Source organism: Streptomyces sp. NPDC005648, assembly GCF_040605395.1.
GTDB lineage: Bacteria > Actinomycetota > Actinomycetes > Streptomycetales > Streptomycetaceae > Streptomyces.
The window spans coordinates 140,919-163,899 of sequence record NZ_JBEXCS010000006.1 but is presented as its reverse complement, the minus strand read 5'-3'; the positions used below and the strand labels follow the sequence as shown (position 1 = coordinate 163,899).

Here is a 22,981-nt window from a genome sequence, read left to right as displayed (position 1 = left end):
TCAGGGCAGCAGTTCGATGACGGTGGCGTTCGCGGTGCCGCCGCCCTCGCACATGGTCTGGAGGCCGTAGCGCAGGTTCTCGCGCCGCATCCGCGCCAGCAGACGGGTCATCAGGATGGCGCCGGAACCGCCCAGCGGATGCCCGACGCCGATCGCGCCGCCGAGCGGGTTGAGGCGCTCGGGGTCGGCGCCGGTCTCGGCCAGCCACGCCAGCGGCACCGGTGCGAACGCCTCGTTGACCTCGTAGACGCCGATGTCGTCGAGGGAGAGACCGGAGCGGCGCAGCACCTTCTCGGTGGCCGGGATCGGGCCGAGCAGCATGGTGATGGGGTCCGCGCCGCTGACCGCGCCGCTGTGGTAACGGGCGATCGGGGTGAGACCGAGGTCGCGGGCGCGCTCCGGGGTGGTGATGAGCAGGGCCGCGGCGCCGTCGGAGATCTGGGAGGAGTTCCCGGCGTGGATCACGCCGTCCTCCTTGAACGACGGCTTGAGGCCCGCCAGTTTCTCCACCGAGGTGCCGCGCCGCAGCCCCTCGTCCGTGGTGAACTTGGTGCCGTCCACGTCGATCGGCACGATGTGGTCGTCGAAGACGCCCGAGTCGATCGCCGCGGCGGCCCTGGCGTGCGACGCGGAGGCGAACTCGTCGAGGCGGGTGCGGCTGAAGTCCCAGCGTTCGGCGATGAGTTCGGCACCGATGCCCTGGCTGAACTCGAATCCGCCGTAGCGCGCGACGGCGGCCGGACCGTAGGGCTGTCCCGTGGTGCGGTGCGAGCCCAGCGGCACCCGGCTCATGGTCTCCACACCGCCCGCCACCACCAGGTCGTACTGGCCGGACATGACGGCGTGCGCCGCCTGGTCGACGGCCTGCTGGCTGGAGCCGCAGGCCCGGTTGACGGTGACCGCGGGCACATGCTCGGGCCAGCCGGCGGCGAGCACCGCGAAGCGGCCGACGTTGCTGGACTGGTCGCCGATCTGGGTGACACAGCCCCAGACCACGTCGTCCACCGAACCCGGGTCGATGCCGGTGCGTTGGGCGAGCGCCTTGAGCACCTCGGCCGACAGATCCGCCGCGTGCACCGGAGCCAGCGTTCCGTTGCGCTTGCCGATCGGTGTGCGTACGGCGTCGACGATGACGGCCTCTGGCATGGGACAGCTCCTTAGTGAGGTCGGTCGGCGGTCGGCACCGGGGCGTCGACGCCCCAGTCCCGGAACACGGCCCGGGTGTCGGCGCCGACGGCCGGCGCGGTGCGGCCGGGGCGCGACGGGGTCGCCGAGAAGCGGGGGGCGGCGGCGGGCTGGAGCACGCCGTCGCGGGTGAACAGGCCCCCGCGCGCGGCCAGATGGGGGTGGGAGGCCGCCTCGGTGAGGGTGAGCACGGGTGCCACGCAGGCGTCGGTGCCCTCGAACAGCCGCGCCCAGTCGTCGCGGGTGCGTTCCGCGAACCGCTCCGTCAGCAGCCGCCGCAGCCGCGGCCAGGTCGACCGGTCGTGCTGGAGCTCCGGGTCCACGTCCAGGTCGAGCAGTTCGACCAGGCTGCGGTAGAACTTGCGCTCCAGCGCGCCGACGGCCATATGCCGGCCGTCCTTGGTCCCGTACACGGCGTAGAAGGGCCAGCCGCCGTCGAAGCGGTTGACGCCCCTCTCGTCGGTCCACTCGTCACGGGCGAGCTTGGCGTAGGTGCTGGCGAGCAGATGGGTGGTGCCGTCGACGATCGCCGCGTCGACGACCTGGCCGCGGCCGGTGCGGGCGACGGCGTGCAGCGCGGCCAGCACACCGATCACCAGGTAGCAGCCGCCGCCCCCGAAGTCGCCGACCAGGTTGAGCGGGATCTGCGGCGGACCGCCCGCCTCCCCGATCGCGCCGAGGGCCCCGGTCAGCGCGATGTAGGTGATGTCGTGTCCGGCGGCGGTGGCGAGGGGTCCGTCCTGTCCCCAGCCGGTCATACGGCCGTAGACCAGCCGGGGGTTGCGGGCGAGGCAGTCGTGCGGTCCGACGCCGAGCCGTTCGGTGACGCCGGGCCGGAAGCCCTCGATCAGCACATCGGCGCACTCCATGAGTCGCAGCAGCGCCGCGGTCCCGGCCGGGTCCTTCAGGTCGAGTACGACCGACCGCTTGCCCCGGTCGAGTACGTCCGCCGGCCCGCCCGCGTCTGGTGCGCCCGCCCGCCCGGGCCGGTCCACACGGACCACGTCGGCGCCGAGGTCGGCGAGGAACATCCCGGCGAACGGCCCCGGCCCGATACCGCCGAGTTCGACGACACGCACGCCCGCCAGCGGGCCGGCCGCGGTGGGCGCACCTCCGCCGATGTCCCTCGCCCGCACGCTCAGCGTCCCTTCCAGACCGGCGGCCGCTTCTCCGCGAAGGCCCTGGCCCCTTCCTCGGCGTCCTGCGACTGGAACACCGGCTCGGCGAGGTCGAACTGCTTGCCCCAGGCCTCGTCCAGGGTCCAGTCGGCGGTGGCGCGGGCGATCTCCTTGGTCGCCGCGACCGCCAGCGGGCCGTTCGCCGCGATCGTCCCGGCGAGCTCCAACGCCCCGTCGAGCGCGCCGCCCTCGTCGGTGAGGCGGTTGACCAGCCCATGGGTCGCCGCCCGTCCGGCGTCGATGGGCTGTCCGGTGAGCAGGAGTTCCAGGGCGATGGCGTACGGGATCCGGCGCGGCAGATGGAGCGCGGCCCCGGCGCGGGCGACCAGGGACCTGGTCACCTCGGGGACGCCGAGGCGGGCCGTGCGCGCGGCGACCACCAGATCGCAGGCCAGCAGGAGTTCGAAGCCGCCCGCCAGAGCCCAGCCCTCGACGGCCGCGATCAGCGGTTTGCGGGGCGGGGTCATGCTGATCCCGCACAGACCGCGGCCCTCGATCGCGGGAGTCTCGCCGCGCAGCCACGCCTTGAGGTCCATGCCCGCCGAGAACGTGCCGCCCGCGCCGGTCAGCACACCCACCCGCAGTGCGTCGGACTCGTCGAGTTCGTCGACGGCCGCCGCGACTCCCAGGGCCACGGCGTGGTCCAGGGCGTTCCTCACCGCCGGGCGGTTGATCGTGATGACCTGGACCGCGCCACGGCGTTCCACCAGCACCTCGTCGGACACGCCTAACTCCTCTGCTCGTCGGGTCGGTCGCCGGTGACGGCGAATCGGGCGAGTTCATGGGCGACCATGCCGTCGAGGTCGTCGGCCGGGGGTTTCGGCAGGGTGACGGGCCGGTCGTGGGTCGGCAGCAGGACGACGGCGGTGCCGGGGGTGGTGATCTCGCCGCGCTGGTTCTCGCACCGCACCTCGATGTGCACCTCGGCCCGGTCGTCCACCCGTTGTTTGCCGACGACGGTGCCGCGGACCCAGGTGGTGTCGCCGTGGTAGTTGAACTTCCGGTGCTCGCAGCGGAGTTTCCACAGCCAGCCGTCGTCGCCGGTCCAGTCGGTGAGCAGATGGCACAGCCAGGTCTCGCGCATACCGCCGTAGTCGTACGGGTTCGGCAGGCCCAACTCCCGTGCCCGCTCCGGCTCCCAGTGCAGCCGCTGCACGGTGTCGGGGACACCGAGCGGATTGGGCGGGTACAGTCCGGGCGCCTTGCGCCGCACCCGCGCCGCGATCCCGAACGCCCCGGGAGGGGTGAGCTGCATGCCCCAGCCCAGATGCCACACGACCACGTCGGTCGTGGTCAACGGCCCCTTCACCCGCGGCTGGAGCTCCTCGCCGACCTCGACGTCCTCCCAGTGACGGGGTTCGGCGCCGCGGCGGGTCTCGGCCGCGTAGGCGGCGTCGATCTCGGAGAGCTGCTCGGGCGTGTAGGGCTCCTGGACGAGCCGCTCCTTGGCGCGTTCACGGGAGGCGTGCCGCTCGGCGTTGATCCAGGTCCCGCGTCGCAGGGCGTGCATCTCGCCGCGCCCGTTGGCGTACAGGTGGTCGCGGGTGACGTGGGCGGTGCGGCCGCCGAAGCGGCTGGGCTTGAGGTGGACGCCCACCTGGGTCTGCAACAACCGGCAGCGGTCCCGGAGTTGCAGCGGCCGCCACCACTCGTACTCCATGACCGCCTGGTAGGAGCCGAGTCCGGCGAACGGATCGCCCCTGAGCAGTGCCCTGGTCTCCGGGTCGGGTGCCGGGGCCGCGTCCTCGCCCATGGTGTAGAGGAAGGTGGGCGGTGCGACGAGCGAGCCCCAGCGGGTGCCGGCCGCGTAGTCCGGGTCGCAGTACAGGGGGTTGTCGTCGCCGTAGCCGTACGCGAAGTGGCGTACGCCGTCCCAGGTCACCTCGTAGTTGTGCGGGGGGTTGCGCTGCGGCTCGGGCAGGCCGAGGCGGCGGCGGGAGCGTGCGACCGCCTCGTCGGTGAGGACACCGAACCGCTCCCGCGTCCGCGTCATCGCTGTTCCTCCTTCGGTCCGAGGTGCTCGCGCACCAGGGCCAGCAGTTCCACACGGCTCACCTTGCTCGACGGGGTGCGGGGCAGGGCGTCCACGACGACGAGGTGCGCGGGGACCTCGTAGGGCATGAGCCGGGTCCGGCACAGCAGGACGAGTTCGGCGGTGTCCGGGGCCGGCCGATGCGGCTCGATCTCGACCGCCGCCACCGGCACCTGGCCGAGCCGTGCGTCCGGCAGCCCGGCCACGGCGGCCTCCCGGACCGCCGGGTGGGTCTCCAGGACCCGTTGGACGGTCTCCGGCTGGACCTTGAAGCCGCCGCGGATGATGGCGTCGTCGGCGCGTCCCTCGATCCAGACGAACCGGTCGGCGTCGATCCGGGCGAGATCACTGGTGCGGGTCCATGCCGCGGCGCCCCGGCTGCTCTGTTCGGTGCGGACCTCCAGCCGCCCGGTCCTGCCGACGGGCAGTTCCCCGCCGTCCTCGCCGGTCACCCGGAGTTCGACGCCGTCGAAGGCGCGCCCGGCGCTGCCGGCCTTCCGTCGCCACCAGCGCCGGTGCAGCGGCAGCGTCCAGCCGGCCACCGCCCCCGCGAACTCGGTGGCGCCGTAGGTCATCAGGACCGGAACGCCGTAGGTGCGCAGGAACGCGTCGGCGAGTTCGGGCGGGCACGGGGCGGTGCCGGAGGTGACGACCTGGAGGCCGGCGAGCCGTTCCCGGGGCACTCCGGCGTCGAGCACGGCGCGGATGGCCGCCGGGACCAGGCTCGCCGCCTTGAGCCGGTGGCGTTCCACCGCGCTGACCCAGGGCTCGACGGCGAACCTGGGCATCAGCAGCATGCGGCGGCCGGTCGCGAGACAGGCGAGCGCCCGCCACAGTCCGCCGATGTGCACGAGGGGCGCCGAGACCAGTGCCGCCGAAGGCGACAGCAGCCGCTCCGACTTGGGGCTCTGGCCACCGGAGACGAGGGCCTGGTCGAGTTGGCCGAGGCGCAGACGGACGCGTTTCGGGGGGCCGGTGGTGCCGGAGGTGAGCATCTCCACGGCGGTGTCCGGAGTGGCCGGGGCGTCGGCCGGGGCGGTTCCGCCGGCCGGGCGCAGGGTGCCGTCGGTGCCGAGTTCCAGGGCCGCGCCGTGGGCGGTCACCGCCGCCAGCACACCCTCGCGGCGCAGTGGTTCGGGGCCGGAGACGACGACGGGCAGCTCGCAGGCGGTGAGGTCGGCGGTGAGCCGGGCGGCCGGCTGCAGGGGGCTCAGCATCACGAGGCAGCGTCCGGAGGCGATGACCGCGGCGACCACGGCGACGTGCTCGGGCCGGTTCTCCAGTACGACCCCGATACGGGCGCCGGTCTTCAGGCCGGCGGCGTCCAGTGTCTCGACGAGGTGCCGGGCGGTCCGCCGGACCTGCCCCCAGGTCCACCACTCCCCCTCGTACTCGATCGCCTCGGCGTCGACGGCCGCTTCGGCCAGCAGCCGGGACAGGCGGTCGCGAATTCCCACGTGATCAGCCCTTCGTCGCCGGGGTGGCCGGGATCGGAGCCGGGGAGATGCCGACCAGGTCGGCCAGTCGGCGCCGGTGTGCCGTGGGGCTGCCGAAGAGCTGTTCGGACGACTTGGCGCGCTTGAGGTGGAGGTGCGCGTCGTGCTCCCAGGTGTAGCCGATGCCGCCGTGGATCTGGATGTTCTCCTTGGCCGCGTGGGTGTAGGCGTCCGCGCAGTAGGCCCCGGCGATCGCCGCCGCCACCGCGGGCTCTGCGGTGGCGGCGGCGGCCACGGACAGCGCGTGGTGCGCGGCCGACCGGGCCGCCTCGACCTTCAGCAGCATGTCGGCGCACTTGTGCTTGACCGCCTGGAACGACCCGATGGGGCGGCCGAACTGCACCCGTGCCTTCGCGTACGCCACGGCCGCGTCCAGACAGGCCTGTGCCCCGCCGACCTGTTCGGCGGCCAGCGCGACGACGGCGAGGTCCAGCACCCGGCGCAGATACGCGGTGGCGTCCTGCGGCCCGACGGGCTCGGCGGGGGCGGCGTCGAGGTCCACGCGGGCCAGCCGGCGGGTCGGGTCGAGGGTGTCCAGGCGGGCGCGGGTGACCCCGGCGGCCGTGCCGTCGACGGCGAAGAGCGCGGGGCCGAGATCCGTTTGGGCCACGACCAGGAGCAGGTCGGCGCTGTGCCCGTCGACGACGAACATCTTGCTGCCCGACACCCGCCAGCCGGCGCGGTCGCGGACGGCCCGCGACCTCACGTCCGCGAGCTGCCAGGACCCGCTCTCCTCGGCCAGCGCGAGCGTGCCGGTCAGCGAGCCGTCGGCGATCCCGGGCAGCCAGCGGGCCCGGGCCGCCTCGTCGCCGCTGACGGCGAGGGCCTGTCCGGCGAGGGCGACGGTGGCGAAGTAGGGCGAGGGCAGCAGGGCTCGGCCCAGTTCCTCCAGCACGATCCCCAACTCGACCGGGCCGCCGCCGAAGCCGCCGTACTCCTGTGGCAACGCCAGTCCGTGCAGACCGAGTTGGCCGGCCATCTGTTGCCACAGCCGCCGGTCGTGGCCCTGTTCGGACTCCATCGACCGCCGTACCGCCTCGCTCGGCGCCTTGTCCGTGAGGAAGCGGCGCAGGGTCGAGCGGAGTTGCTCGTGCTCCTCGGTGAACGTCAGTGCCACGTCGGTGCCTTCGCACGGAGGTAGGCGTCGAAGTCCGGGATCAGGGCGCGGTCCACGATCTCGATGCGTACGCCGGAGGGGTCCAGATGGTAGGCGAACAGCGAGGGTTCCCCGTCGACGACCGCGCAGGCCTCCAGGGGGAAACCCGCCTCCGCCAACCGCTTGGACGTGGTCGGGACGTCGTCGCAGAAGTAGCCGAGGTGATGGGTGGCGATGCGCTCGGCGGCGGTCCACGGGGTGCCGGGGATCTCCTGGACGAGTTCGAGGTGCGGGGCGTCGAGCGAGTAGGCGTACCGCAGCAGCAGCGGGCGTTCTCCGTCCGCCGTGCGGATCCGTAGGTCGCCGGTCATGGTCTCGGTCCAGCGATGGCCGGCGACCTCTGCCATCCGGGCCTTCCACGCCTCGATGTCCGGGACCACGATCCCCGTGTGGTAGAGGTCCGCCGCGCTGAGGGGAGGGGCCATTCCCGGTCACCACTCCAGTCGCAGCGAGGTGATGCCGTACATGTTGCCGTGCTGCCACAGCTCCTGGCCCGCGGCGACCCGGTAGTCGGGGATGCGCCGGTGCCACTCCTCGACCGCCACGTTGAGTTCGAGGCGTGCCAGGTGCGAGCCGAGGCAGCGGTGCGGGCCGGAGCCGAAGGCGATGTGGTTGGTGGCCTTGCGGTGCAGATCGACCTCCAGCGGGTCGTCGTAGCGCCGGGGGTCCCGATTGGCGACCACGATCGGGAGCATCACCATCTCGCCCGCCTTGACCGGGCAGCCGCCGATCTCCACGTCCCGGGTCGCCTTGCGCGCCGGGACGACGGGTGAGTACACCCGCAGGATCTCCTCCACGCCGGTGGGGATGAGCGAGGGGTCGGCGAGGATCTCCGCGCGCTGCTCGGGATGGGTGGCGAAGTGGTAGAGCGCCCAGCCGACGGAGATGGGGACCGTGTCGAAGCCGGCCTGGAACATCAGGACGCAGAAGGCGTGCATGTCCCGGTCGTCGATGGGTTCGCCGTCGATCGTCCAGGCCATGGCGGTGGAGAGGAGGTCGTCGCGGGGTGCCTCGCGGCGCAGGGCGATCTGTTCCTCGAAATAGGCCGACACCTCCCGCATGGCCGCCAACTGCCTCGCCCCGTCCGGGTCTTCGCGGTGCGAGAGGTGCAGCAGCTCATGGGTCCAGGCGAGGAAGGTCGAGAGGTCCTCCTCGGGCAGGCCCATCAGGCGCATGAAGATCAGGGTCGGAAAGCGGCGGGCGAACGCGTCGAGCACGTCGGCGCCCCCGAGGGCCTTCAGCGCGTCGATCATCTCCCCCGCCACCTCGCGGACCTCCGCCTCCCGGGCGGCCACGGCGCTCGGGGAGAAGTAGCGGCCCAGCAGCCGCCGCCACACGGAGTGCGTGGGCGGGTCCAGCATCTCGGGGATCCACAGGAACTTCGGGTCCGGGTCCAGCACCGTCACCGACCTGCTGGAGAAGGTCCGCCAGTCCTGGAGCGCCTGCTGCACGGCGGGGCCGTCCGTGACGACCCAGTAGCCGCGGGCGGTGGTGCTGCGGAAACCCGAGTGGTCGGCGGCCAGTTCGTCCCAGCGTTCGTGGTGGCTGAGGACCGGTCCGCCGAGGCGGTTGTCGAAGTAGTAGGCGGGCACCCCGTCGTGGGTGCCGTCCGGTTCGAGCGTCGTACTCATCACGGCTCCTCGCTTCCCGCGTCCGTCAGGTCGCCGCGCCGTCGATCTTGAGCGCGATGAGCTCCTCGTCACCGAGGCCGAGCGAGCGCAGGACCTCGTCGGTGTGTTCCGCGAACTGCGGTGCCCTGGTGAGCTCGGCCGGGGTCTCGTCGAACTGGACCGGACTGGCGACGAGTTCGCGGTCCACCCCGTCGGCGTCCACCACGGCGGCGATGAGCCCGTTGGCGCGCAGGGCGGGATCCTGGCCGACCTCCCAGGAGTTCTGTACGGCGGCCCACTGGCCCTCGCCCCGGGAGAGGATCTCGACCCACTCCGCGTGGGGGCGGGAGGCGATGAGCCCGGCGACGATCTCGGCGGCCTCGGCGGCGTTCGCCATCAGTTTCCCGGTGCTGTCGAAGCGTTCGTCGGCGGCCAGTTCCTCGCGGCCGGCCAGTTTGCAGAACTCCGCCCAGTACCGGCCGGGTTGGAGCATCGACAGCTCGATCCAACGACCGTCCGAGGAACGGTAGGCGCCGACCAGGGGGTTGGTGACCGAACCGTGGCGAGGTGGGGTGTTCACCGGGAGCGGGCCGCCGGCCATCAGTGCCATGTTGACCGTGAACTGCGTGGCCCAGGCGCCGACGCCGAGCAACGACACGTCCACGACGGACGGTTCGCCGGTCGTGGCGCGGGAGTAGAGGGCGGCGGCGATGCCCCCGGCTATCGTCATTCCGCCCACGCAGTCGCCGTAGGCCCCGGCCGGCATCCGGGTCATGCGCTCCGCGCCGGGCGGGGTGACACCGGCGGCGCTGCCGCCGCGCGCCCAGAACGCCGTGCTGTCGTAACCGCCCTTGCCCGCCTCCTCGCCGCGCGCTCCGAAGCCGCTGCCGCGGACGTAGATGATGTCGGGGTTGACCGCCCGGACGTCCTCGAGGTCGATCCGGAGCCCGGCGCGGGCCTCGGGGAGGAAGTTCGTGAGGAACACGTCGCTGTTCCTGATCAGTTCCTCCAGCACCGGGCGCGCGGACGGCTTCTCCAGTGCGAGACCGACGCTGCGTTTGCCGCGGTTGGGGCCCTCGACGATCGGGAAGAACGACGACCCCTCGCTGATGGCGTCGTATCCGAGCACCCGGACCAGCCCCCGCTGGCCGTCGCCGCGTTCGGCGTGCTCGATCTTGATCACGTCGGCACCCCAGTCGGCGAGCACGGCTCCCGCCGCCGGGACGAAGGTGAACTGTGCGACTTCCAGCACCCGCACGCCCTCCATCGGCCTCTGCATCGAACCACCCCTCTGCGGCTCATCGACCATTGATTGCGCATACCCAATGCGGCTCTTGTGCCTCCGAGTATGGACCGAGAGCCATAAAAAGTATACTGTTTTCGCCATGCTGGATTTCACGATCGACCCTGGCTTCCAGGCCCGGCTGGACTGGGCGGCCGCCTTCGTACGGGAGGAGGTCGAGCCGCTCGACCTCCTCTTCCCGCACGGCGGGGACCCGTACGACACCCGCAACCAGAAGGCCCGCGCGATCCTGCGGCCGCTGCGGGAAAGGGTCCGGGAGCAGGGTCTGTGGGCCTGCCATCTGGGCCCCGAGCTCGGCGGACCGGGCTACGGCCAGGTCAGGCTCGCTCTCCTGAACGAGATCCTGGGCCGCTCCTACTGGGCCCCCACCGTCTTCGGCACGGCCGCCCCCGACACCGGCAACGCCGAGATCCTCGCCATGTTCGGCACCGAGGAGCAGAAGAGCCGCTATCTCCGGCCCCTGCTGGAGGGGGAGATCGTCTCCACCTTCTCCATGACCGAGCCGCAGGCCGGCGCCGACCCCAAGGAGTTCGTCTGCCGCGCCCGGCGCGACGGCGAGGAGTGGGTGATCGACGGCGAGAAGTGGTTCTCCTCCAACGCCCGTTACGCGGCCTTCCTGATCGTCATGGCCGTCACCGACCCCGACGCGCCGCCGCACCGCCGCATGTCGATGTTCATCGTGCCGGCCGAGACCCCCGGTATCGAGATCAAGCGCAACGTCGGCACGATGGACGAGCGCGAGGGCCTAGACGAGGGCATCCACGCCTATATCCGCTACCACCAGGTCCGCGTCCCGCTCGACGCCATGCTCGGCGGCCCCGGCGAGGGCTTCGAGGTGGCCCAGGCCCGCCTCGGCGGCGGCCGGGTGCATCACGCCATGCGGACCGTCGGCAAGTGCGCCCGCGCCTTCGACATGATGTGCGAGCGCGCGCTGTCGCGCCGTACACAGGGCACGGTGCTGGCCGAGAAGCAGGCGGTGCAGCAGTTCATCGCGGACTCATGGGTGGAGCTGCAGCAGTTCCGGCTGCTCGTCCTGCACACCGCGTGGCTCATCGACACCCAGCCGCACGGCGCCGCCCGCACCCAGATCGCGATGTGCAAGGTGCAGACGGCGAAGGTGCTGCACGACATCGTCCAGCGGGCGGTGCATCTGCACGGCTCGCTCGGCACCACGGGCGAACTCCCGCTCGCCACCTGGTGGATGGCCGCCCCGAACCTCGCGCTGGCCGACGGGCCGACCGAGGTGCACCGCACCACCATCGCCAAGCAGCTGCTGAAGAACTACCGCCCCGCGGAAGGCCTCTTCCCCAGCGAGCACATCCCGCCGAAGCTGGAGGCCGCCCGCAAGCGGTACGCGCACATCATCGAGGACGACAGCCTGTCGGGTCGGGTGGGCGCGTGACGAGCGACCGCGACACCAAGTCCATCGCCCCCGCGGACCTGTTCGACCTGTCCGGCAAGGTCGTCCTCGTCACCGGCGGAAGCCGGGGCCTGGGCCGGGAGATGGCGCGGGCCTTCGCCACCGCGGGCGCCGACCTGGTGATCGCCAGCCGCAAACTCGACGCCTGCGAGGCGGTCGCCGCGGAGGTACGGGACCTGGGGCGCCGCGCCGTCCCGGTCGCCGCCCATGTGGGCCACTGGGACGACCTCGGCCGGCTCGCCGACACCGCCTACGAGGAGTTCGGGAGGGTCGACGTCCTCGTGAACAACGCGGGGATGTCGCCGCTGGCCCCCTCGTCGGCGCAGACGAGCGAGGAGCTGTTCGACAAGGTAGTCGGCGTCAACTTCAAGGGCCCGTTCCGGCTCGCCTCGCTGATCGGGGAACGGATGGCCGAGGGCGAGGGCGGCTCGATCATCAACATCTCGTCCTCGGGGGCGTTGTTCCCCCAGCCGCGGTTCGGCCCGTACGCGGGTGCCAAGGCGGCCCTGAACGCCCTCACCACCGTCTTCGCCCTGGAGTACGGCCCGACGGTACGGGTCAACACCATCTCGGCCGGCCCGTTCCTCACGGACATCTCCAGGGCCTGGACGGAGGAGAAGCGGCGGAGCGCGCGGAGCGCGGCGGGCCGGCCGGGACGCCCGGAGGAGATCATCAGCACGGCGCTGTATCTGGCGAGCGACGCGTCGAGTTACACGACGGGGGCGCTGATCCGGGTGGACGGCGGCCTGTACTGAGGCTCAGCCGAGCAGTGCCGCCACCTCCTTGAGCAGCACGGGCAACGCGGGGCGCATCCGCCGATGCACGTCCTTCAACTCCCCCGCCTTCAGGGCACGTTTGATCAGCAGAGCCGTCGCGGCGCACTTCTTGTACTTGGTCAGCGCCTCGAACCACACGAGGTCCCGCAACGGCTCACCCCTGATCTCCTGGTAGGCGTCGATCAGCGGTGCGGTAGTCGCCCCGGGTGAGAGTGGACAGAACTGGGTGCGCGGGCGCTCGTGCAGATGAGGACGGCGGGGGCGTCGGACGCGCGGGTGGTTGGCGCGCAGCGCGTCGGGCTGCGGGTCGCCGAGGCGGTGGTTGACCGGCCGTTCACCCCGAGGTACACGATCGCGTCGGCGTCGGCCGCGCGTGTCAACCGCGCGCCACCGGCGGCCAGTTCACGCAGCCGCGGGGCGGTCAGGCCGTCGCCCGCGCGCCCGATGACGACGCGGTCGCCGAACCCCTCGGCGGCCATGTCCAGCAGCATCCCCATGTTCACGGGCGGGCCGCCCTCTCAGTCCGAGGCGGGGAGCGGCTTGGCGCTCTTCATGGGCATCGGCACGCCGTTCACGGCCAGCGTGCCCGGTCCCGGCTTGGTGCACAGGAGTTCGAGGCCGAGGCCGTCGTCCGCGTACCGCTTGCCCAGCAGCGCTCCGCCCATCAGCGTGGGGTCGGGCGCGCCGGAGGGCGCCGGATCGCTCCCCTCGGTCATGGCGGCCCCGCCGCAGGTGATCTCCAGGTCCCCGTCCGGGCACCGCACGACGATCACCGCCGTGGTGTCGACCGTACTGGCGAGCATCTGACCCACGCGTGGCCTCATCGCAGCGTCCTCCGCGGCTCTCGTGATACCGGTCAAGGTGTACCGAGTAACCAGAGAAAAGTATACTACTTTCCTCGATCGCGTCGAGAACGGAGCTGCGGGATGGACGGCATGGAACTGAAGACCGTGCGGTACGAGGTGGCCGACCACGTCGCCACCGTCACCCTCGACCGGCCCGAGGTCATGAACGGCTTCAACCAGCGGATGCTGGAGGAGTTCTCCGCCCTGTGGGACACCGTCAGGACCGATGACGACGTGCGGGTGGTCGTGCTGCGCGGCGCGGGCGAGCGGGCGTTCTCGACGGGCATGGACGTCAAGGAGGGCATCGAACGCCACCCCAACGCCTGGTCGCAGACCGACCCCGGCGAGTACCTCTCCCCCAAGCTCAACCAGGTGTGGAAGCCCCTGGTCTGCGCGGTGCACGGGATGGCCGCCGGCGGCGCCTTCTACTGGCTCAACGAGGCCGACATCCTGATCTGCTCGGAGGAGGCCACCTTCTTCGACCCGCATGTCAGCTACGGCCTCACGGCGGCCCTGGAGCCGATCGGCCTCGCCCGCCGCATCCCCCTCGGGGAGACCCTGCGCATCGCCCTGCTCGGCCTCGACGAGCGCGTCTCGGCGGCCCGCGCCCTACAGATCGGCCTGGTCAGCGAGGTGCTTTCACGCGAACGGCTGTGGGAGCGGGCCGACGACATCGCCCGCCTCATCGCCGCCAAACCGCCCGCCGCGATCCAGGGCACCGTCCGGGCGATCTGGGAGTCGCTCGACGCCACCCGCACCCAGGCCCTGCGCACGGGGCTGTCGTACACCCAGATCGGCAACCCCGTCGGGAAGGCGGAGGTCGACCGCTCGGCGGTACCCCGGGGACAGTGGACACTGCGCTGACACCACTTGATCCTGCCCTAAATAAGTATACTGTTTTACGGCATCGGACGTTGCGACGATCGGGAGGCTCCCATGCGGTTCGGCATGCCCTGGCCCGGCCGGGACATCGGGCGGGAGGCCGAGCGGGCCGGTGTCGGGGCCTTCTGCGCCGGGGAGTTCGCCGACCACGACGCCTACCTCACCGTGGCCGACATCGTGGCGAACACCGAACACGCCCTGGCAGGCCCCGCCGTCGCCTACGCCTTCGCCCGCACCCCCTACGCCCACGCGACCGCGCTGCGCCAACTGCACGGCCAGGCTCCGGGCCGGCTCTTCCTCGGCCTGGGCAGCGCGGCCTTCCGGATCAACCGGGACTGGCTCGGCGTGCCCGGCGAGCGCCCGGTGGACCGGATCGCCGAGACCGTGGCCGCCGTACGGACCTGGCTGCACGCGGAGAACGGCGAGCCCGTCCGCTACTCCGGCGAGTTCTACGAGCTCGACGCCGATGTCCGGGCCCCCGTCCTGGGGCGGCTGGACATCCCCGTCCTGCTCGCCGCGTTCAACACCCGTATGGCCAGGACCGCCGGACGGGTCGCCGACGGGGTCATCGGGCACGGACTGTTCACCGGGTCCTGGTGGAACGACGTCGTACGGCCGTCCGTGGAGCGGGGCCGTACCGGGACCGCGCGTCCGCTCGAACACGGCTGGATCATCACGGCGGTCGACGACGGGGCGCCCGAGCGGGCCGTCGCCGACGCCCGCCGGATGATCGCCTTCTATCTCACCGTCAAGACGTACGACCCGTTCGTCGCCCACCACGGCTGGCAGGAGCCGGTCGCCCGGCTCCGCACCGCGTTCCGGGCGGGCGACACCGAGGGGATGGCGAAGGCGGTGACCGACGAGATGGTCTCCGAGATCGCCCTGTGCGGGACGACGGCCGACGCGAAGGAGGCGCTCGTCCGCCGCGGCGGCTCACTCCCCCGCGACGTCGGCTACTTCGCGCCACCGAGCTTCATGGTGAGCCGCAGGCGCCGGTCCGCCTATGCCCGGGCGTCCCTCGGGCTCGTGGGTGCGGTGGCCGCGGCGGACTGACCGAAGCCGGCGCGGACACGCGTAACACACCGGCCCCGGAGCGGCGGCTGCGCTCCGGGGCCGGTCCGTCATCGACCCGACCGCCCCGGCTCAGGCATCCTGCGCAAGCGGCGCGAGCTTCCTGCTCTTGTCGAAGTGCACGACGTCGGCGAGCGTGCCGCCGAGGATGGCCGCGCGGTCCTCGTCGGAGACCGTGTCGTCGAAGTTCTCGGCGATGCACTCGGCACTGCTGCGGAAGGTGCCCTCCGCGTGCGGGTAGTCGTTGCCCCACATGACGGTCGACAGCCCGGTGATGTGCCGGGCCTTGACCGCGGTCGGGTCGTCCGCGAACTGCACATGGATCTGCCGCTGGATGTACTCGCTGGGCTTGAGCGGGTAGGGCCACTTCTCGTTGACGGCGAAGAGCCGGCCCATCGCGGGCTGGTCCTTGGGTCCGCGGCTGTCGTCCCAGAAGCCGAGCCACCAGTCGGCGTCCTGGCCGGTCCCGGTCCGCCACGCCTTGTCGATGTAGCCCATGAAGGAGACCAGCCAGCCGGCGCCGTACTCGATGAGGTTGAAGTGGAGGTCGGGGTACCGCTCGCAGACACCGCCGCCGACGAGGTCCGCGATGATGCGCCGCGGACCGCCGTCGCCGCCCCCTCCGGCCAGCAGCCGGCCCGACACCATGTCGTCGGTCAGCTGGCCCTTGCCCATGTTGACGGCCGTCATCATGCCCCGGACGGTGACCGCCGTGTCGGACTCCGCCTCGCTGACGCGCACGCCACCGGTGGCCACATGGACGAACACCGGCATCCCGTGCGCCTGGGCGGCCGCCCACACCGGGTCGTAGATCCGGGAGTAGTACGGCGCGGGCGGGGTCTCCGGGATGAGGATCGCGCCGAGCCCCATGCGGGCGCACCGCTCGATCTCGGCGACTGCCTCGGGGATGTCGGTCAGGGGGATCGCCGCGGTCGGACGCAGTCGGTCCTTGTGCTTCAGGAAGCGCTCGGCGATGTAGTCGTTCCACACCCGCGCGTGCGCCATGGACAGTTCGTGGTCGTCGGTGAAGAGCACGAACAGCGACAGGTTGGGGAACATCACGGAGGCGTCGACCCCGTCGAGGTCCATGTCCCTCAGGATGTGCTCCGGCTCGCCGTCCGGGGTCTCACCGCCGAACTGCCGGTACTTGGAGATGGTCCAGCCGTCGAAGCCGATCGTGTGGAGCTTCTTGAACTCGGTGTGGCCGCCGTCCACGATCGGCTCGTCGAGCGTGAACTCCTCCTCCCACAGGGCCCGCTCGCGCAGTTCCCTCGGCAGTCGGGCCTTGAAGAGATCGGCCGGCTCGATGATGTGCGAGTCGCCGGACACCACAAATTCCTTGAACACAGTCGGTACCTCTTTCGAACCTCGTCGTTCGTTCCGGAACCCACCCCCGCAGTACTGCCGAAGTTAGCTGTACCGACCGGTCGAGTCAATAATTCGGCATACGGATTGCAAGCCGGTCCTTCCAGCCGGATGCTGACATTTAGCTGACAACGGGCTTGCCTCGCAGCTGCACCGACCTCGCTCGCGTTATTCAGTACACTCTAATCGCTCGCTCCGCACTGACGGCGATCAGGAGACAGCTCATGACGACGGCGTACTCGTTCTCCACGCGGCTCTACATCGACGGACAGCGGACCGACGGCCGGGCGGACACCACGGTCCCCGTCCACAACCCCGCGACCGAGGAGACGATCGCGGAGGTCCCGGGCTGCGCACCGGCGGACGTACGACAGGCCGTCGAGGCGGCCCGGCGCGCCTTCGACGAGGGGCCGTGGCCGCGGATGAGGCCCGCCGAACGGGCCTCGGTACTGCTGCGCATGGCCGACGAGATGGAGCGCAGGCTGCCCGAGCTCGTGGCCGTCAACATGGCCGAGGCGGGCTCGGTCCGCGCGCTGGCCCAGACCCTGCAGACCCGGGTACCGGTGACGCATCTGCGGGACATGGCCGAGCGGGTGATGCCGGCCTTCACCTGGGAGCGCCCGATGGAGCCCACGATCGCTCCGGGAACCGGCATCTCCCAAGGGGTGCTGCGGCGCGAGCCGTTCGGGGTCTGTGCGCTGATCTCCGCCTACAACTTCCCGTTCTTCCTCAGCATGATGAAGGTGATCCCGGCCCTCGCGGCGGGCTGCACCGCCGTACTCAAACCGGCTCCCTCGACTCCCCTGGAGTCCCTGCTGATCGGCGACTTCGCCGACGCGGCCGGGCTGCCGGCCGGGGTGCTCAACATCATCACCGGCGACGCCGAGGCCGGCCGCGAACTCACCACGCACCCCATGGTCGACCTGGTGAGCTTCACCGGCTCCGACACGGTCGGCCGCATGGTCTACGCCCAGGCCGCCGCCTCCCTGAAGAAGGTCGTCCTCGAACTCGGCGGCAAGTCGGCCAACATCGTCCGGGCCGACGGCGACCTGGACGGCGCCGTACGGTCGGCGTTCGCGGGCATCACCACGCACGCCGGTCAGGGCTGTTCGCTGCTGACCCGCACGCTGGTGCACGAGTCCGTGCACGACGAGTTCGTCGCCCGGCTGACCGCGGCCCTGGCCGGAGTCCGGGTTGGCGATCCCGCCGACCCGGCCACCACGATGGGCCCGCTGATCAGCGAGGTGCAGCGGGACAAGGTGGAGAAGCTGATCCGGGTCGGTGAGGAGGAGGGGGCGCGCCTGGTCCTCGGCGGCAGGCGCCCCTCCGGCCTGGACCGCGGCCACTTCGTCGAGCCCACCCTCTTCACCGGTGTCGAAAGCCATATGACCGTCGCCCGTACGGAGTTCTTCGGCCCGGTCGGTGTGGTCATCCCGTTCCGCACGGACGAGGAGGCGGTGCGCATCGCCAACGACAGCCCGTACGGTCTCGCCGGCGCCGTCTGGAGCGCCGACACCGTGGCCGCGTACGACATGGCCTCCCGTATCCGGGCCGGCGGAGTCACGATCAACGGCGGAAGCGCCGGGGTGAATCCGCGGGCGGCGTTCGGCGGGTACAAGCAGAGCGGACTGGGCCGGGAATGGGGCGAGTTCGGGCTGGATGAGTACCTCCAGACCAAGACGGTGAGCTGGGCGGCGCGTTGAGCCGGCCGGCTGCGGGAGCGGCCCTTCGGCGGGTCCGGTGCCCCGGACCCGCCCCGGACCCGCCCCCGATCGCCGTCGGTCACACCGTCAGGACCATGGCGGAACCCATGCCGCCCCCCGCGCACATGGCCGCGACCGCCGTTCCGCCGCCCCGGCGGCGCAGTTCGTGGGCAAGGGTCACGACCATGCGGGCGCCGGTGGCCGCGATGGGATGACCGAGGCTGCACCCGCTGCCGAAGGGGTTGACCCGCTCGGGGTCGAGGCCCAGCTCACGGGTGGTGGCGACGGCCACCGCGGCGAAGGCCTCGTTGACCTCGAAGAGGTCGACGTCGTCGACGCCGAGGCCGGCGCGGGTGAGCGCCTTGCGGATCGCGGCGACCGGCGCGAGTCCCGTCTCCACGGGGTCGACTCCCACACTCGCCCACGCGCGTACGGTGGCGAGGGGCGCGAGCCCGTGCGCGGCGGCCGTGTCCGCTCCCGCGACGACGACAGCCGCCGCGCCGTCGTTGACGCCGCTGGAGTTGCCGGCGGTGATGGAGAACCCCTCGATCTCGGGGTGCAGCACCTTCAGCCCGGCCAGTTTCTCTGCGCTGGTGTCGCGTCGCGGATGCTCGTCGGTGAGGAAGACGGAGGTCGCGCCGTCCCGGCCGGTGACGTCGACGGGCACGATCTCCTCGATGAACCGGCCGTCGTCGATGGCCCGCACGGCCCGTTCGTGGGACCGGAGCGCCCAGGCATCCATCTCCTGTCGGGTGAGCCCTGCCAGCCGTGCGGTGTTCCAGCCCACGAGGACGGCCATGTCGTCGTTGGGCGCCTCGGGGGTGGACACATGGGTGGGTGCCATCCAGGGGTCCTGCCAGTCGTCGGTGCCCGGAATCCGCCGCCGTGCCGTCGGCGCCGTGGACGACGAATGCGTTCCGCCCGCGACGACCACCCGGTCCATGCCGGCCCGCACGCTCGCCGCGGCGGTCGCCACACCGGCGAGGCCGGAGGCGCAGTGCCGGTTGTGGGCCAGGCCGGGGGCGTGGACCAGACCCGCCGCGAGCGCCGCGTACCGGGCGATGTCCCCGCCTCCGGCGAGGGATTCACCGAGGACGACGTCGTCGATCGTCTCGGGCGGCAGCCCACTGCGCCGCACGGCCTCCCGGACGACGGCCGTGGCGAGTTCGAAGGCGTCGGTGTCCCGGAGCGTTCCTCGGCGGGCGGTTCCGATCGCGGTGCGGCACGCGGAGAGAAGAACGGCATCAACCATGAATTCAGAGTACTTAAATGGAGGGTCGGCCGACAGAGTTCCCAGTAGGTCGGCATAAATCTCGACCATGTCAGCTAAAGAGGATACCTTGTTGGGGTGGACTTCGAGCTCAGTGAAGAGCAGGCGATGCTCCGTGAGGCCTCGCGCGACCTGCTGGCCGACCAGGCCCCGATCGAGCGGGTACGGGCATGGGCCGACCGTGGCGAGGACGTCGATCCCGAGATGTGGCGGCTGACGGCCGGCCTCGGCTGGCCCGGCCTCGCCCTGCCCGAGGAGTACGGCGGCAGCGGCCAGGGACTGGTGGAACTCGCGCTCCTCGCGGAGGAGTTGGGGCGGGCGTTGGGGCGCGGTCCGTACGCGCCCACCGCGATCGTCGGCCGGGCACTGGCCGCGGCGGGGTCATCCGGGCTGCGGGCCGAGGTGCTGCCCGGGCTCGCCGCCGGGGCCGACTGGGCCACCTGGGCCTTCGCCGAACCGCACGCCCCGTGGTCCCTCGACGGCATCCGCGCCACCGCCCGCGCGGAGGGGGACACGATCGTCCTGGACGGCGTCAAGACGGCGGTGCAGGACGCCGGCGGCGCCCGCCGTCTGCTGGTCACCGCACGGTGTCGCGGGGTTCCGGCGTCGTTCCTGGTCGACCGTGACACCCCCGGTGTCGCCGTCCGCCGGCAGCAGGTCCTGGATCTGACCCGCTCGTTCTACGAGGTCCGCCTCCACGGCGTACGTGTCCCGCGCGAGCGCCACCTCGACGCCGGGCCCGACGAGATCCAGCGGTGGCTCGACGAGGCGTCCGTGCTGCGGTGCGCCGACGCGCTCGGCGTGATGGAGCGCATGCTGCGGCTCACGGTCGAACACACGCGGTCCCGGGTGCAGTTCGGGCGGCCGATCGGGATGTTCCAGGCCGTCAAGCACGCGTGCGCCGACATGGCCCTGCTGGTGCGGGGCGCCCGGGCCGCGACCTACTGCGCGGCCATGGCCGCCGACGCGGGCGCCGACGACGCCGAGCGGGCCGCCTGCGCCGCCGCCTCGTACGTCGCGGCCGGGGCGGGCGAGGTCGCGGGCCGGGCGCTCCAACTGCACGGCGGCATCGGCTTCACCTGGGAGCACGAGCTCCACCTCCACCTGCGCCGGGCCCGGGCCGACAGCGTGCTGTACGGCGACGCCGCGGTGCACCGCGACCGGCTGTGCGGCCTGCTGCGACGGTCTCCCCTGTCCGTCTGACCGGACGGGCGACCGGCGCCGGATCCACCAACCGCGTCCTCCCCGCGGCCGTCTTCAGGGCCGCCCGAGCCGAACGATCCGAAGGGTTCCCGATGGAGATCAAGGGCAAGAAGGCCGTGGTGTTCGGGGGTGCGTCCGGCATGGGCCGGGCCACCGCCGAACTGCTGGCGGCCCGCGGCGCCGACGTCGCCGTACTGGACCGTCCGGCATCGGCGGGAGCCGAGGTCTGCGCGGTGTTCGGCGGGAGCTTCCATCCCGTCGACGTGACCGACTTCGAGGCGACCGAGGTCGCGCTGGACGCCGCCGTGGAGGCTCTCGGCGGGCTGCATGTGTCGGTCACCACCGCGGGCGGCGGCAGCGTGCGGCGGACCCTCGGCAAGGACGGTCCGCACGATCTGGAGACCTTCCGGAGGGTGCTCGACCTGAACGCCGTCGCCACCTTCAACATCAGCCGGCTGGCCGCCGCGCGCATGAGCCGCAACGAGCCGGACGAGCCCGACGGCGAACGGGGCGTCATCGTCAACACCTCGTCGATCGCCGCCTTCGAGGGGCAGATCGGCCAGGTCGCCTACTCGGCGGCCAAGGCGGCGATCGCCGGGATGAGCCTCACCATGGCCCGCGATCTCGGCTCGCTCGGCATCCGGGTCGTCGCCATCGCGCCGAGTCTGTTCGAGACGGGTGCCACCGAGAAGATCCCCGCCGGGACGCGTGCCGCGCTCGTGAGGGACGCCGCGTTCCCCAGGCGGTTGGGCCGCCCCGAGGAGTACGCGAAACTCGCCCTCGCCGTCGTCGACAACCCGATGCTGAACGGCCAGTGCCTGCGCCTCGACGCCGGCCAGCGCTTCGGCCCGAAGTGAGGTCCTGATGACGGAGAACAAGACGGAGAACAAGAGGGAGAACGGCCCGGAGAGAAGCCCGGAGCACCACAGCAGGATCGCGCTCATCACCGGGGGCGGGCGGGGATTCGGCAAGGCGTTCGGTGAGGCACTGGCCGCCCTCGGTGCCCATGTGGTGCTCGCGGACATCGACGGGGACGCGGCGGCCGAGGCGGCGGCGGAACTCGGCGCGAAGGGCCTGGGAGCGACCGGGGTCGCCTGTGACGTGGCCGACGAGTCGCAGGTCGGCGCGGTCGTGGACGAGGTCGTCGAAGGCCATGGCGGACTGGACATCCTGGTCAACAACGCCGGTCTGCACGCGGCCTACAACAGGCCGTTCACCGAACTGGGCCTGGCCGCCGTACGGCGGGTCCTCGACGTCAACGTCATGGGTACCGTCATCTGTTCGCTCGCCGCCCACCCGGCCATGCGGGGACGCCCCGGCGCCTGCATCGTCAACATCTCCTCGTCGGCGGCCTACGCGAACCGCAGCATCTACGGCGTCTCCAAGCTCGCCGTACGCGGTCTGACGATGTCCTTCGCCCGCGAGTTCGCCGCCGACGGCATACGGGTCAACGCGATCGCTCCGGGTCTCATCTTCACCGACGCGGTGCGGGCCCAGCTGTCCTCCGCCGAGGCGGAGCGGGTGCTCGGCGAGCAGATCCTGCGGCAGGAGGGGCGGGAGCAGGACATCGTCGAGGCGCTGCTGTACCTGGTCTCGTCGAGGGCGTCCTTCGTCACCGGGGAGACCCTGCGGGTGACGGGCGGGTTCGCCCTGTCGGTCTGAGAGGCGACAGGGCTGTGGCCGTGACCTCGTGGAGGTCACGGCCACAGCCGTCCGATCAGACGGCCACCGGTTCGGCCTCCGCCCGACCGGCCGGCTCCTGTTCCTCCGCCTTGATCGCCTTGAGCAGTACATAGGGAGTGGCGATCTTCCAGACGAAGTAGGTGAGCGAGGGGATCACGTTCGCGAGCAGGCCGTTCCAGGCGAACGGACCGCTGTGGACGACGAAGACGAAGGCACCCGGGATGAGCAGCACGCCCAGCACGATGCTGAGCCAGCCGTACCACTTGGGGAAGACCTGCTTCTCGCGGTGGTCGATGAAGGCCGTGTAGCCGATCGACCAGACCTGGAGGACGAAGATGCACGCGTTGCCGACGAGCATGAGGTTGAACGTGTCGGTCAACGCGGACAGCACGTCGGGCGAGTGGATCTCCGGCCGGTAGGCGGCGGCGGAGAGGATGGCGAGGGGGAAGAAGAAGCCCAGCGGGGCGACGACCCCCGTGGTCAGCTGGATCATGGACAGCAGTCCCCAGCCGCCCTCGACCCGCTTCATCTGAAGGCTCGTCACGACGACGTACGGGTACTCGAAGGGCACGGCCAGCACCATGATCACGGTGCACCACAGGATCCCCGTGCGGTGGTCGTGCAGGAACGTGACGAGGTCCGCGGGGCTCATGTCCGGGTCGACCGGGGTGAGGAGGTGCCCCGCGCTGAAGGCGACGACGAAGGCCACCATCAGGACGACTCCGCACCACGCGGAGATGCGCTCGAGTCTTATGTAGAGGTCTTTTCTCACTGCGGCTCCCTTTCTGCCGAGCCGGCCGGTC

23 protein-coding genes are annotated in these 22,981 nt (G+C 71.7%); 8 read left to right on the top strand and 15 right to left on the bottom strand.

What is annotated here, in order from left to right; all coding sequences use genetic code 11:
• Genes ABZT17_RS05630 through ABZT17_RS05590 form a run of 9 tightly spaced genes read right to left on the bottom strand, consistent with a single transcriptional unit; the run spans window position 1 to window position 9,936 of the window.
• The gene (locus ABZT17_RS05630; protein ID WP_356344082.1) at window positions 1-1,146 is read right to left on the bottom strand and encodes an acetyl-CoA C-acyltransferase; all 1,146 of its coding nucleotides are present in this window, start codon (window positions 1,144-1,146) and stop codon (window positions 1-3) included.
• An 11-nt stretch (window positions 1,147-1,157) separates the two neighbouring features.
• The gene (locus tag ABZT17_RS05625; protein ID WP_356344079.1) at window positions 1,158-2,321 is read right to left on the bottom strand and encodes a CaiB/BaiF CoA-transferase family protein; all 1,164 of its coding nucleotides are present in this window, start codon (window positions 2,319-2,321) and stop codon (window positions 1,158-1,160) included.
• 2 nt (window positions 2,322-2,323) lie between these two features.
• Entirely contained in the window at window positions 2,324-3,088 is a 765-nt protein-coding gene (locus ABZT17_RS05620; protein ID WP_356344077.1) for a crotonase/enoyl-CoA hydratase family protein, read from the bottom strand.
• Between the two features lie 2 nt (window positions 3,089-3,090).
• Window positions 3,091-4,356, bottom strand: a complete 1,266-nt coding sequence (locus tag ABZT17_RS05615) for a MaoC family dehydratase N-terminal domain-containing protein (protein WP_356344074.1) — start codon at window positions 4,354-4,356, stop codon at window positions 3,091-3,093.
• Complete coding sequence (locus tag ABZT17_RS05610; protein WP_356344072.1) at window positions 4,353-5,852, bottom strand: AMP-binding protein; 1,500 nt, start codon at window positions 5,850-5,852, stop codon at window positions 4,353-4,355. Before ABZT17_RS05610 ends, ABZT17_RS05615 begins: the two co-directional genes overlap by 4 nt.
• 4 nt (window positions 5,853-5,856) lie before the next feature.
• Window positions 5,857-7,008, bottom strand: a complete 1,152-nt coding sequence (locus ABZT17_RS05605) for an acyl-CoA dehydrogenase family protein (protein WP_356344070.1) — start codon at window positions 7,006-7,008, stop codon at window positions 5,857-5,859.
• The gene (locus ABZT17_RS05600; RefSeq protein WP_356344067.1) at window positions 6,999-7,472 is read right to left on the bottom strand and encodes a VOC family protein; all 474 of its coding nucleotides are present in this window, start codon (window positions 7,470-7,472) and stop codon (window positions 6,999-7,001) included. The genes ABZT17_RS05605 and ABZT17_RS05600 overlap by 10 nt, the downstream gene beginning before the upstream one ends.
• 6 nt (window positions 7,473-7,478) lie before the next feature.
• A complete protein-coding gene (locus tag ABZT17_RS05595; RefSeq protein ID WP_356344065.1) occupies window positions 7,479-8,678 on the bottom strand; it encodes a cytochrome P450 in 1,200 nt (399 codons plus the stop codon).
• Window positions 8,679-8,703: 25 nt separating this feature from the next.
• Window positions 8,704-9,936 (bottom strand): CoA transferase, encoded by a 1,233-nt coding sequence (locus ABZT17_RS05590; protein ID WP_356344060.1) that lies wholly within the window; start codon window positions 9,934-9,936, stop codon window positions 8,704-8,706.
• Window positions 9,937-10,042: 106 nt separating this feature from the next.
• On the opposite strand from ABZT17_RS05590, the gene ABZT17_RS05585 reads away from it, so the two are divergent.
• Together ABZT17_RS05585 and ABZT17_RS05580 are read left to right on the top strand one after the other, a co-directional pair.
• Window positions 10,043-11,362 carry an acyl-CoA dehydrogenase family protein gene (locus ABZT17_RS05585; RefSeq protein ID WP_356344058.1) on the top strand — a complete coding sequence of 440 codons (1,320 nt, stop codon included), beginning with the start codon at window positions 10,043-10,045 and terminating at the stop codon, window positions 11,360-11,362.
• On the top strand, window positions 11,359-12,135 hold the full coding sequence (locus tag ABZT17_RS05580; protein WP_356344056.1) for a glucose 1-dehydrogenase: 777 nt from the start codon (window positions 11,359-11,361) through the stop codon (window positions 12,133-12,135). Before ABZT17_RS05585 ends, ABZT17_RS05580 begins: the two co-directional genes overlap by 4 nt.
• Window positions 12,136-12,138: 3 nt before the next feature.
• On the opposite strand, the gene ABZT17_RS05575 is transcribed toward ABZT17_RS05580, so the two are convergent.
• Genes ABZT17_RS05575 through ABZT17_RS05565 form a run of 3 tightly spaced genes read right to left on the bottom strand, consistent with a single transcriptional unit; the run spans window position 12,139 to window position 12,980 of the window.
• Entirely contained in the window at window positions 12,139-12,306 is a 168-nt protein-coding gene (locus ABZT17_RS05575) for a hypothetical protein (RefSeq protein ID WP_356344054.1), read from the bottom strand.
• Window positions 12,307-12,338: 32 nt separating this feature from the next.
• Window positions 12,339-12,659 (bottom strand): hypothetical protein, encoded by a 321-nt coding sequence (locus ABZT17_RS05570; RefSeq protein ID WP_356344052.1) that lies wholly within the window; start codon window positions 12,657-12,659, stop codon window positions 12,339-12,341.
• Window positions 12,660-12,674: 15 nt separating this feature from the next.
• Complete coding sequence (locus ABZT17_RS05565) at window positions 12,675-12,980, bottom strand: hypothetical protein (protein ID WP_356344050.1); 306 nt, start codon at window positions 12,978-12,980, stop codon at window positions 12,675-12,677.
• A 102-nt stretch (window positions 12,981-13,082) separates the two neighbouring features.
• Here ABZT17_RS05565 and ABZT17_RS05560 point away from each other — a divergent pair, with 102 nt between their 5' ends.
• A complete protein-coding gene (locus tag ABZT17_RS05560; protein WP_356344048.1) occupies window positions 13,083-13,865 on the top strand; it encodes an enoyl-CoA hydratase/isomerase family protein in 783 nt (260 codons plus the stop codon).
• Window positions 13,866-13,937: 72 nt separating this feature from the next.
• Window positions 13,938-14,936, top strand: coding sequence for an LLM class flavin-dependent oxidoreductase (locus ABZT17_RS05555; RefSeq protein ID WP_356344045.1), 999 nt, complete (start codon window positions 13,938-13,940; stop codon window positions 14,934-14,936).
• Between the two features lie 90 nt (window positions 14,937-15,026).
• On the opposite strand, the gene ABZT17_RS05550 is transcribed toward ABZT17_RS05555, so the two are convergent.
• Window positions 15,027-16,283 (bottom strand): amidohydrolase family protein, encoded by a 1,257-nt coding sequence (locus ABZT17_RS05550; protein ID WP_356344043.1) that lies wholly within the window; start codon window positions 16,281-16,283, stop codon window positions 15,027-15,029.
• Between the two features lie 260 nt (window positions 16,284-16,543).
• Between ABZT17_RS05550 and ABZT17_RS05545 the strand changes: the two genes are divergently transcribed.
• Window positions 16,544-18,022 carry an aldehyde dehydrogenase family protein gene (locus ABZT17_RS05545; RefSeq protein WP_356344040.1) on the top strand — a complete coding sequence of 493 codons (1,479 nt, stop codon included), beginning with the start codon at window positions 16,544-16,546 and terminating at the stop codon, window positions 18,020-18,022.
• A gap of 79 nt (window positions 18,023-18,101) precedes the next feature.
• On the opposite strand, the gene ABZT17_RS05540 is transcribed toward ABZT17_RS05545, so the two are convergent.
• Window positions 18,102-19,274: a thiolase family protein gene (locus ABZT17_RS05540; protein WP_356344038.1), complete on the bottom strand. Its 1,173-nt coding sequence runs from the start codon at window positions 19,272-19,274 to the stop codon at window positions 18,102-18,104.
• Between the two features lie 96 nt (window positions 19,275-19,370).
• On the opposite strand from ABZT17_RS05540, the gene ABZT17_RS05535 reads away from it, so the two are divergent.
• The 3 genes from ABZT17_RS05535 (at window position 19,371) to ABZT17_RS05525 (ending at window position 22,157) form a co-directional block, all read left to right on the top strand.
• Entirely contained in the window at window positions 19,371-20,495 is a 1,125-nt protein-coding gene (locus tag ABZT17_RS05535) for an acyl-CoA dehydrogenase family protein (protein WP_356344036.1), read from the top strand.
• 92 nt (window positions 20,496-20,587) lie between these two features.
• Window positions 20,588-21,352: an SDR family NAD(P)-dependent oxidoreductase gene (locus ABZT17_RS05530; RefSeq protein WP_356344034.1), complete on the top strand. Its 765-nt coding sequence runs from the start codon at window positions 20,588-20,590 to the stop codon at window positions 21,350-21,352.
• Window positions 21,353-21,359: 7 nt separating this feature from the next.
• Entirely contained in the window at window positions 21,360-22,157 is a 798-nt protein-coding gene (locus tag ABZT17_RS05525; RefSeq protein ID WP_356344031.1) for an SDR family oxidoreductase, read from the top strand.
• A 55-nt stretch (window positions 22,158-22,212) separates the two neighbouring features.
• On the opposite strand, the gene ABZT17_RS05520 is transcribed toward ABZT17_RS05525, so the two are convergent.
• On the bottom strand, window positions 22,213-22,950 hold the full coding sequence (locus ABZT17_RS05520; protein ID WP_356344028.1) for a hypothetical protein: 738 nt from the start codon (window positions 22,948-22,950) through the stop codon (window positions 22,213-22,215).
• Window positions 22,951-22,981: the final 31 nt, after the last annotated feature.

What these genes read in the sequence shown, in the direction of transcription:
- ABZT17_RS05630 (WP_356344082.1), bottom strand. Translation starts at nt 1,146, where the DNA reads ATGCCAGAGGCCGTCATCGTCGACGCCGTACGCACACCGATCGGCAAG.
- ABZT17_RS05615 (WP_356344074.1), bottom strand. Translation starts at nt 4,356, where the DNA reads ATGACGCGGACGCGGGAGCGGTTCGGTGTCCTCACCGACGAGGCGGTC.
- ABZT17_RS05600 (WP_356344067.1), bottom strand. Translation starts at nt 7,472, where the DNA reads ATGGCCCCTCCCCTCAGCGCGGCGGACCTCTACCACACGGGGATCGTG.
- ABZT17_RS05595 (WP_356344065.1), bottom strand. Translation starts at nt 8,678, where the DNA reads ATGAGTACGACGCTCGAACCGGACGGCACCCACGACGGGGTGCCCGCC.
- ABZT17_RS05590 (WP_356344060.1), bottom strand. Translation starts at nt 9,936, where the DNA reads ATGCAGAGGCCGATGGAGGGCGTGCGGGTGCTGGAAGTCGCACAGTTC.
- ABZT17_RS05585 (WP_356344058.1), top strand. Translation starts at nt 10,043, where the DNA reads ATGCTGGATTTCACGATCGACCCTGGCTTCCAGGCCCGGCTGGACTGG.
- ABZT17_RS05565 (WP_356344050.1), bottom strand. Translation starts at nt 12,980, where the DNA reads ATGAGGCCACGCGTGGGTCAGATGCTCGCCAGTACGGTCGACACCACG.
- ABZT17_RS05560 (WP_356344048.1), top strand. Translation starts at nt 13,083, where the DNA reads ATGGACGGCATGGAACTGAAGACCGTGCGGTACGAGGTGGCCGACCAC.
- ABZT17_RS05555 (WP_356344045.1), top strand. Translation starts at nt 13,938, where the DNA reads ATGCGGTTCGGCATGCCCTGGCCCGGCCGGGACATCGGGCGGGAGGCC.
- ABZT17_RS05545 (WP_356344040.1), top strand. Translation starts at nt 16,544, where the DNA reads ATGACGACGGCGTACTCGTTCTCCACGCGGCTCTACATCGACGGACAG.
- ABZT17_RS05540 (WP_356344038.1), bottom strand. Translation starts at nt 19,274, where the DNA reads ATGGTTGATGCCGTTCTTCTCTCCGCGTGCCGCACCGCGATCGGAACC.
- ABZT17_RS05530 (WP_356344034.1), top strand. Translation starts at nt 20,588, where the DNA reads ATGGAGATCAAGGGCAAGAAGGCCGTGGTGTTCGGGGGTGCGTCCGGC.
- ABZT17_RS05525 (WP_356344031.1), top strand. Translation starts at nt 21,360, where the DNA reads ATGACGGAGAACAAGACGGAGAACAAGAGGGAGAACGGCCCGGAGAGA.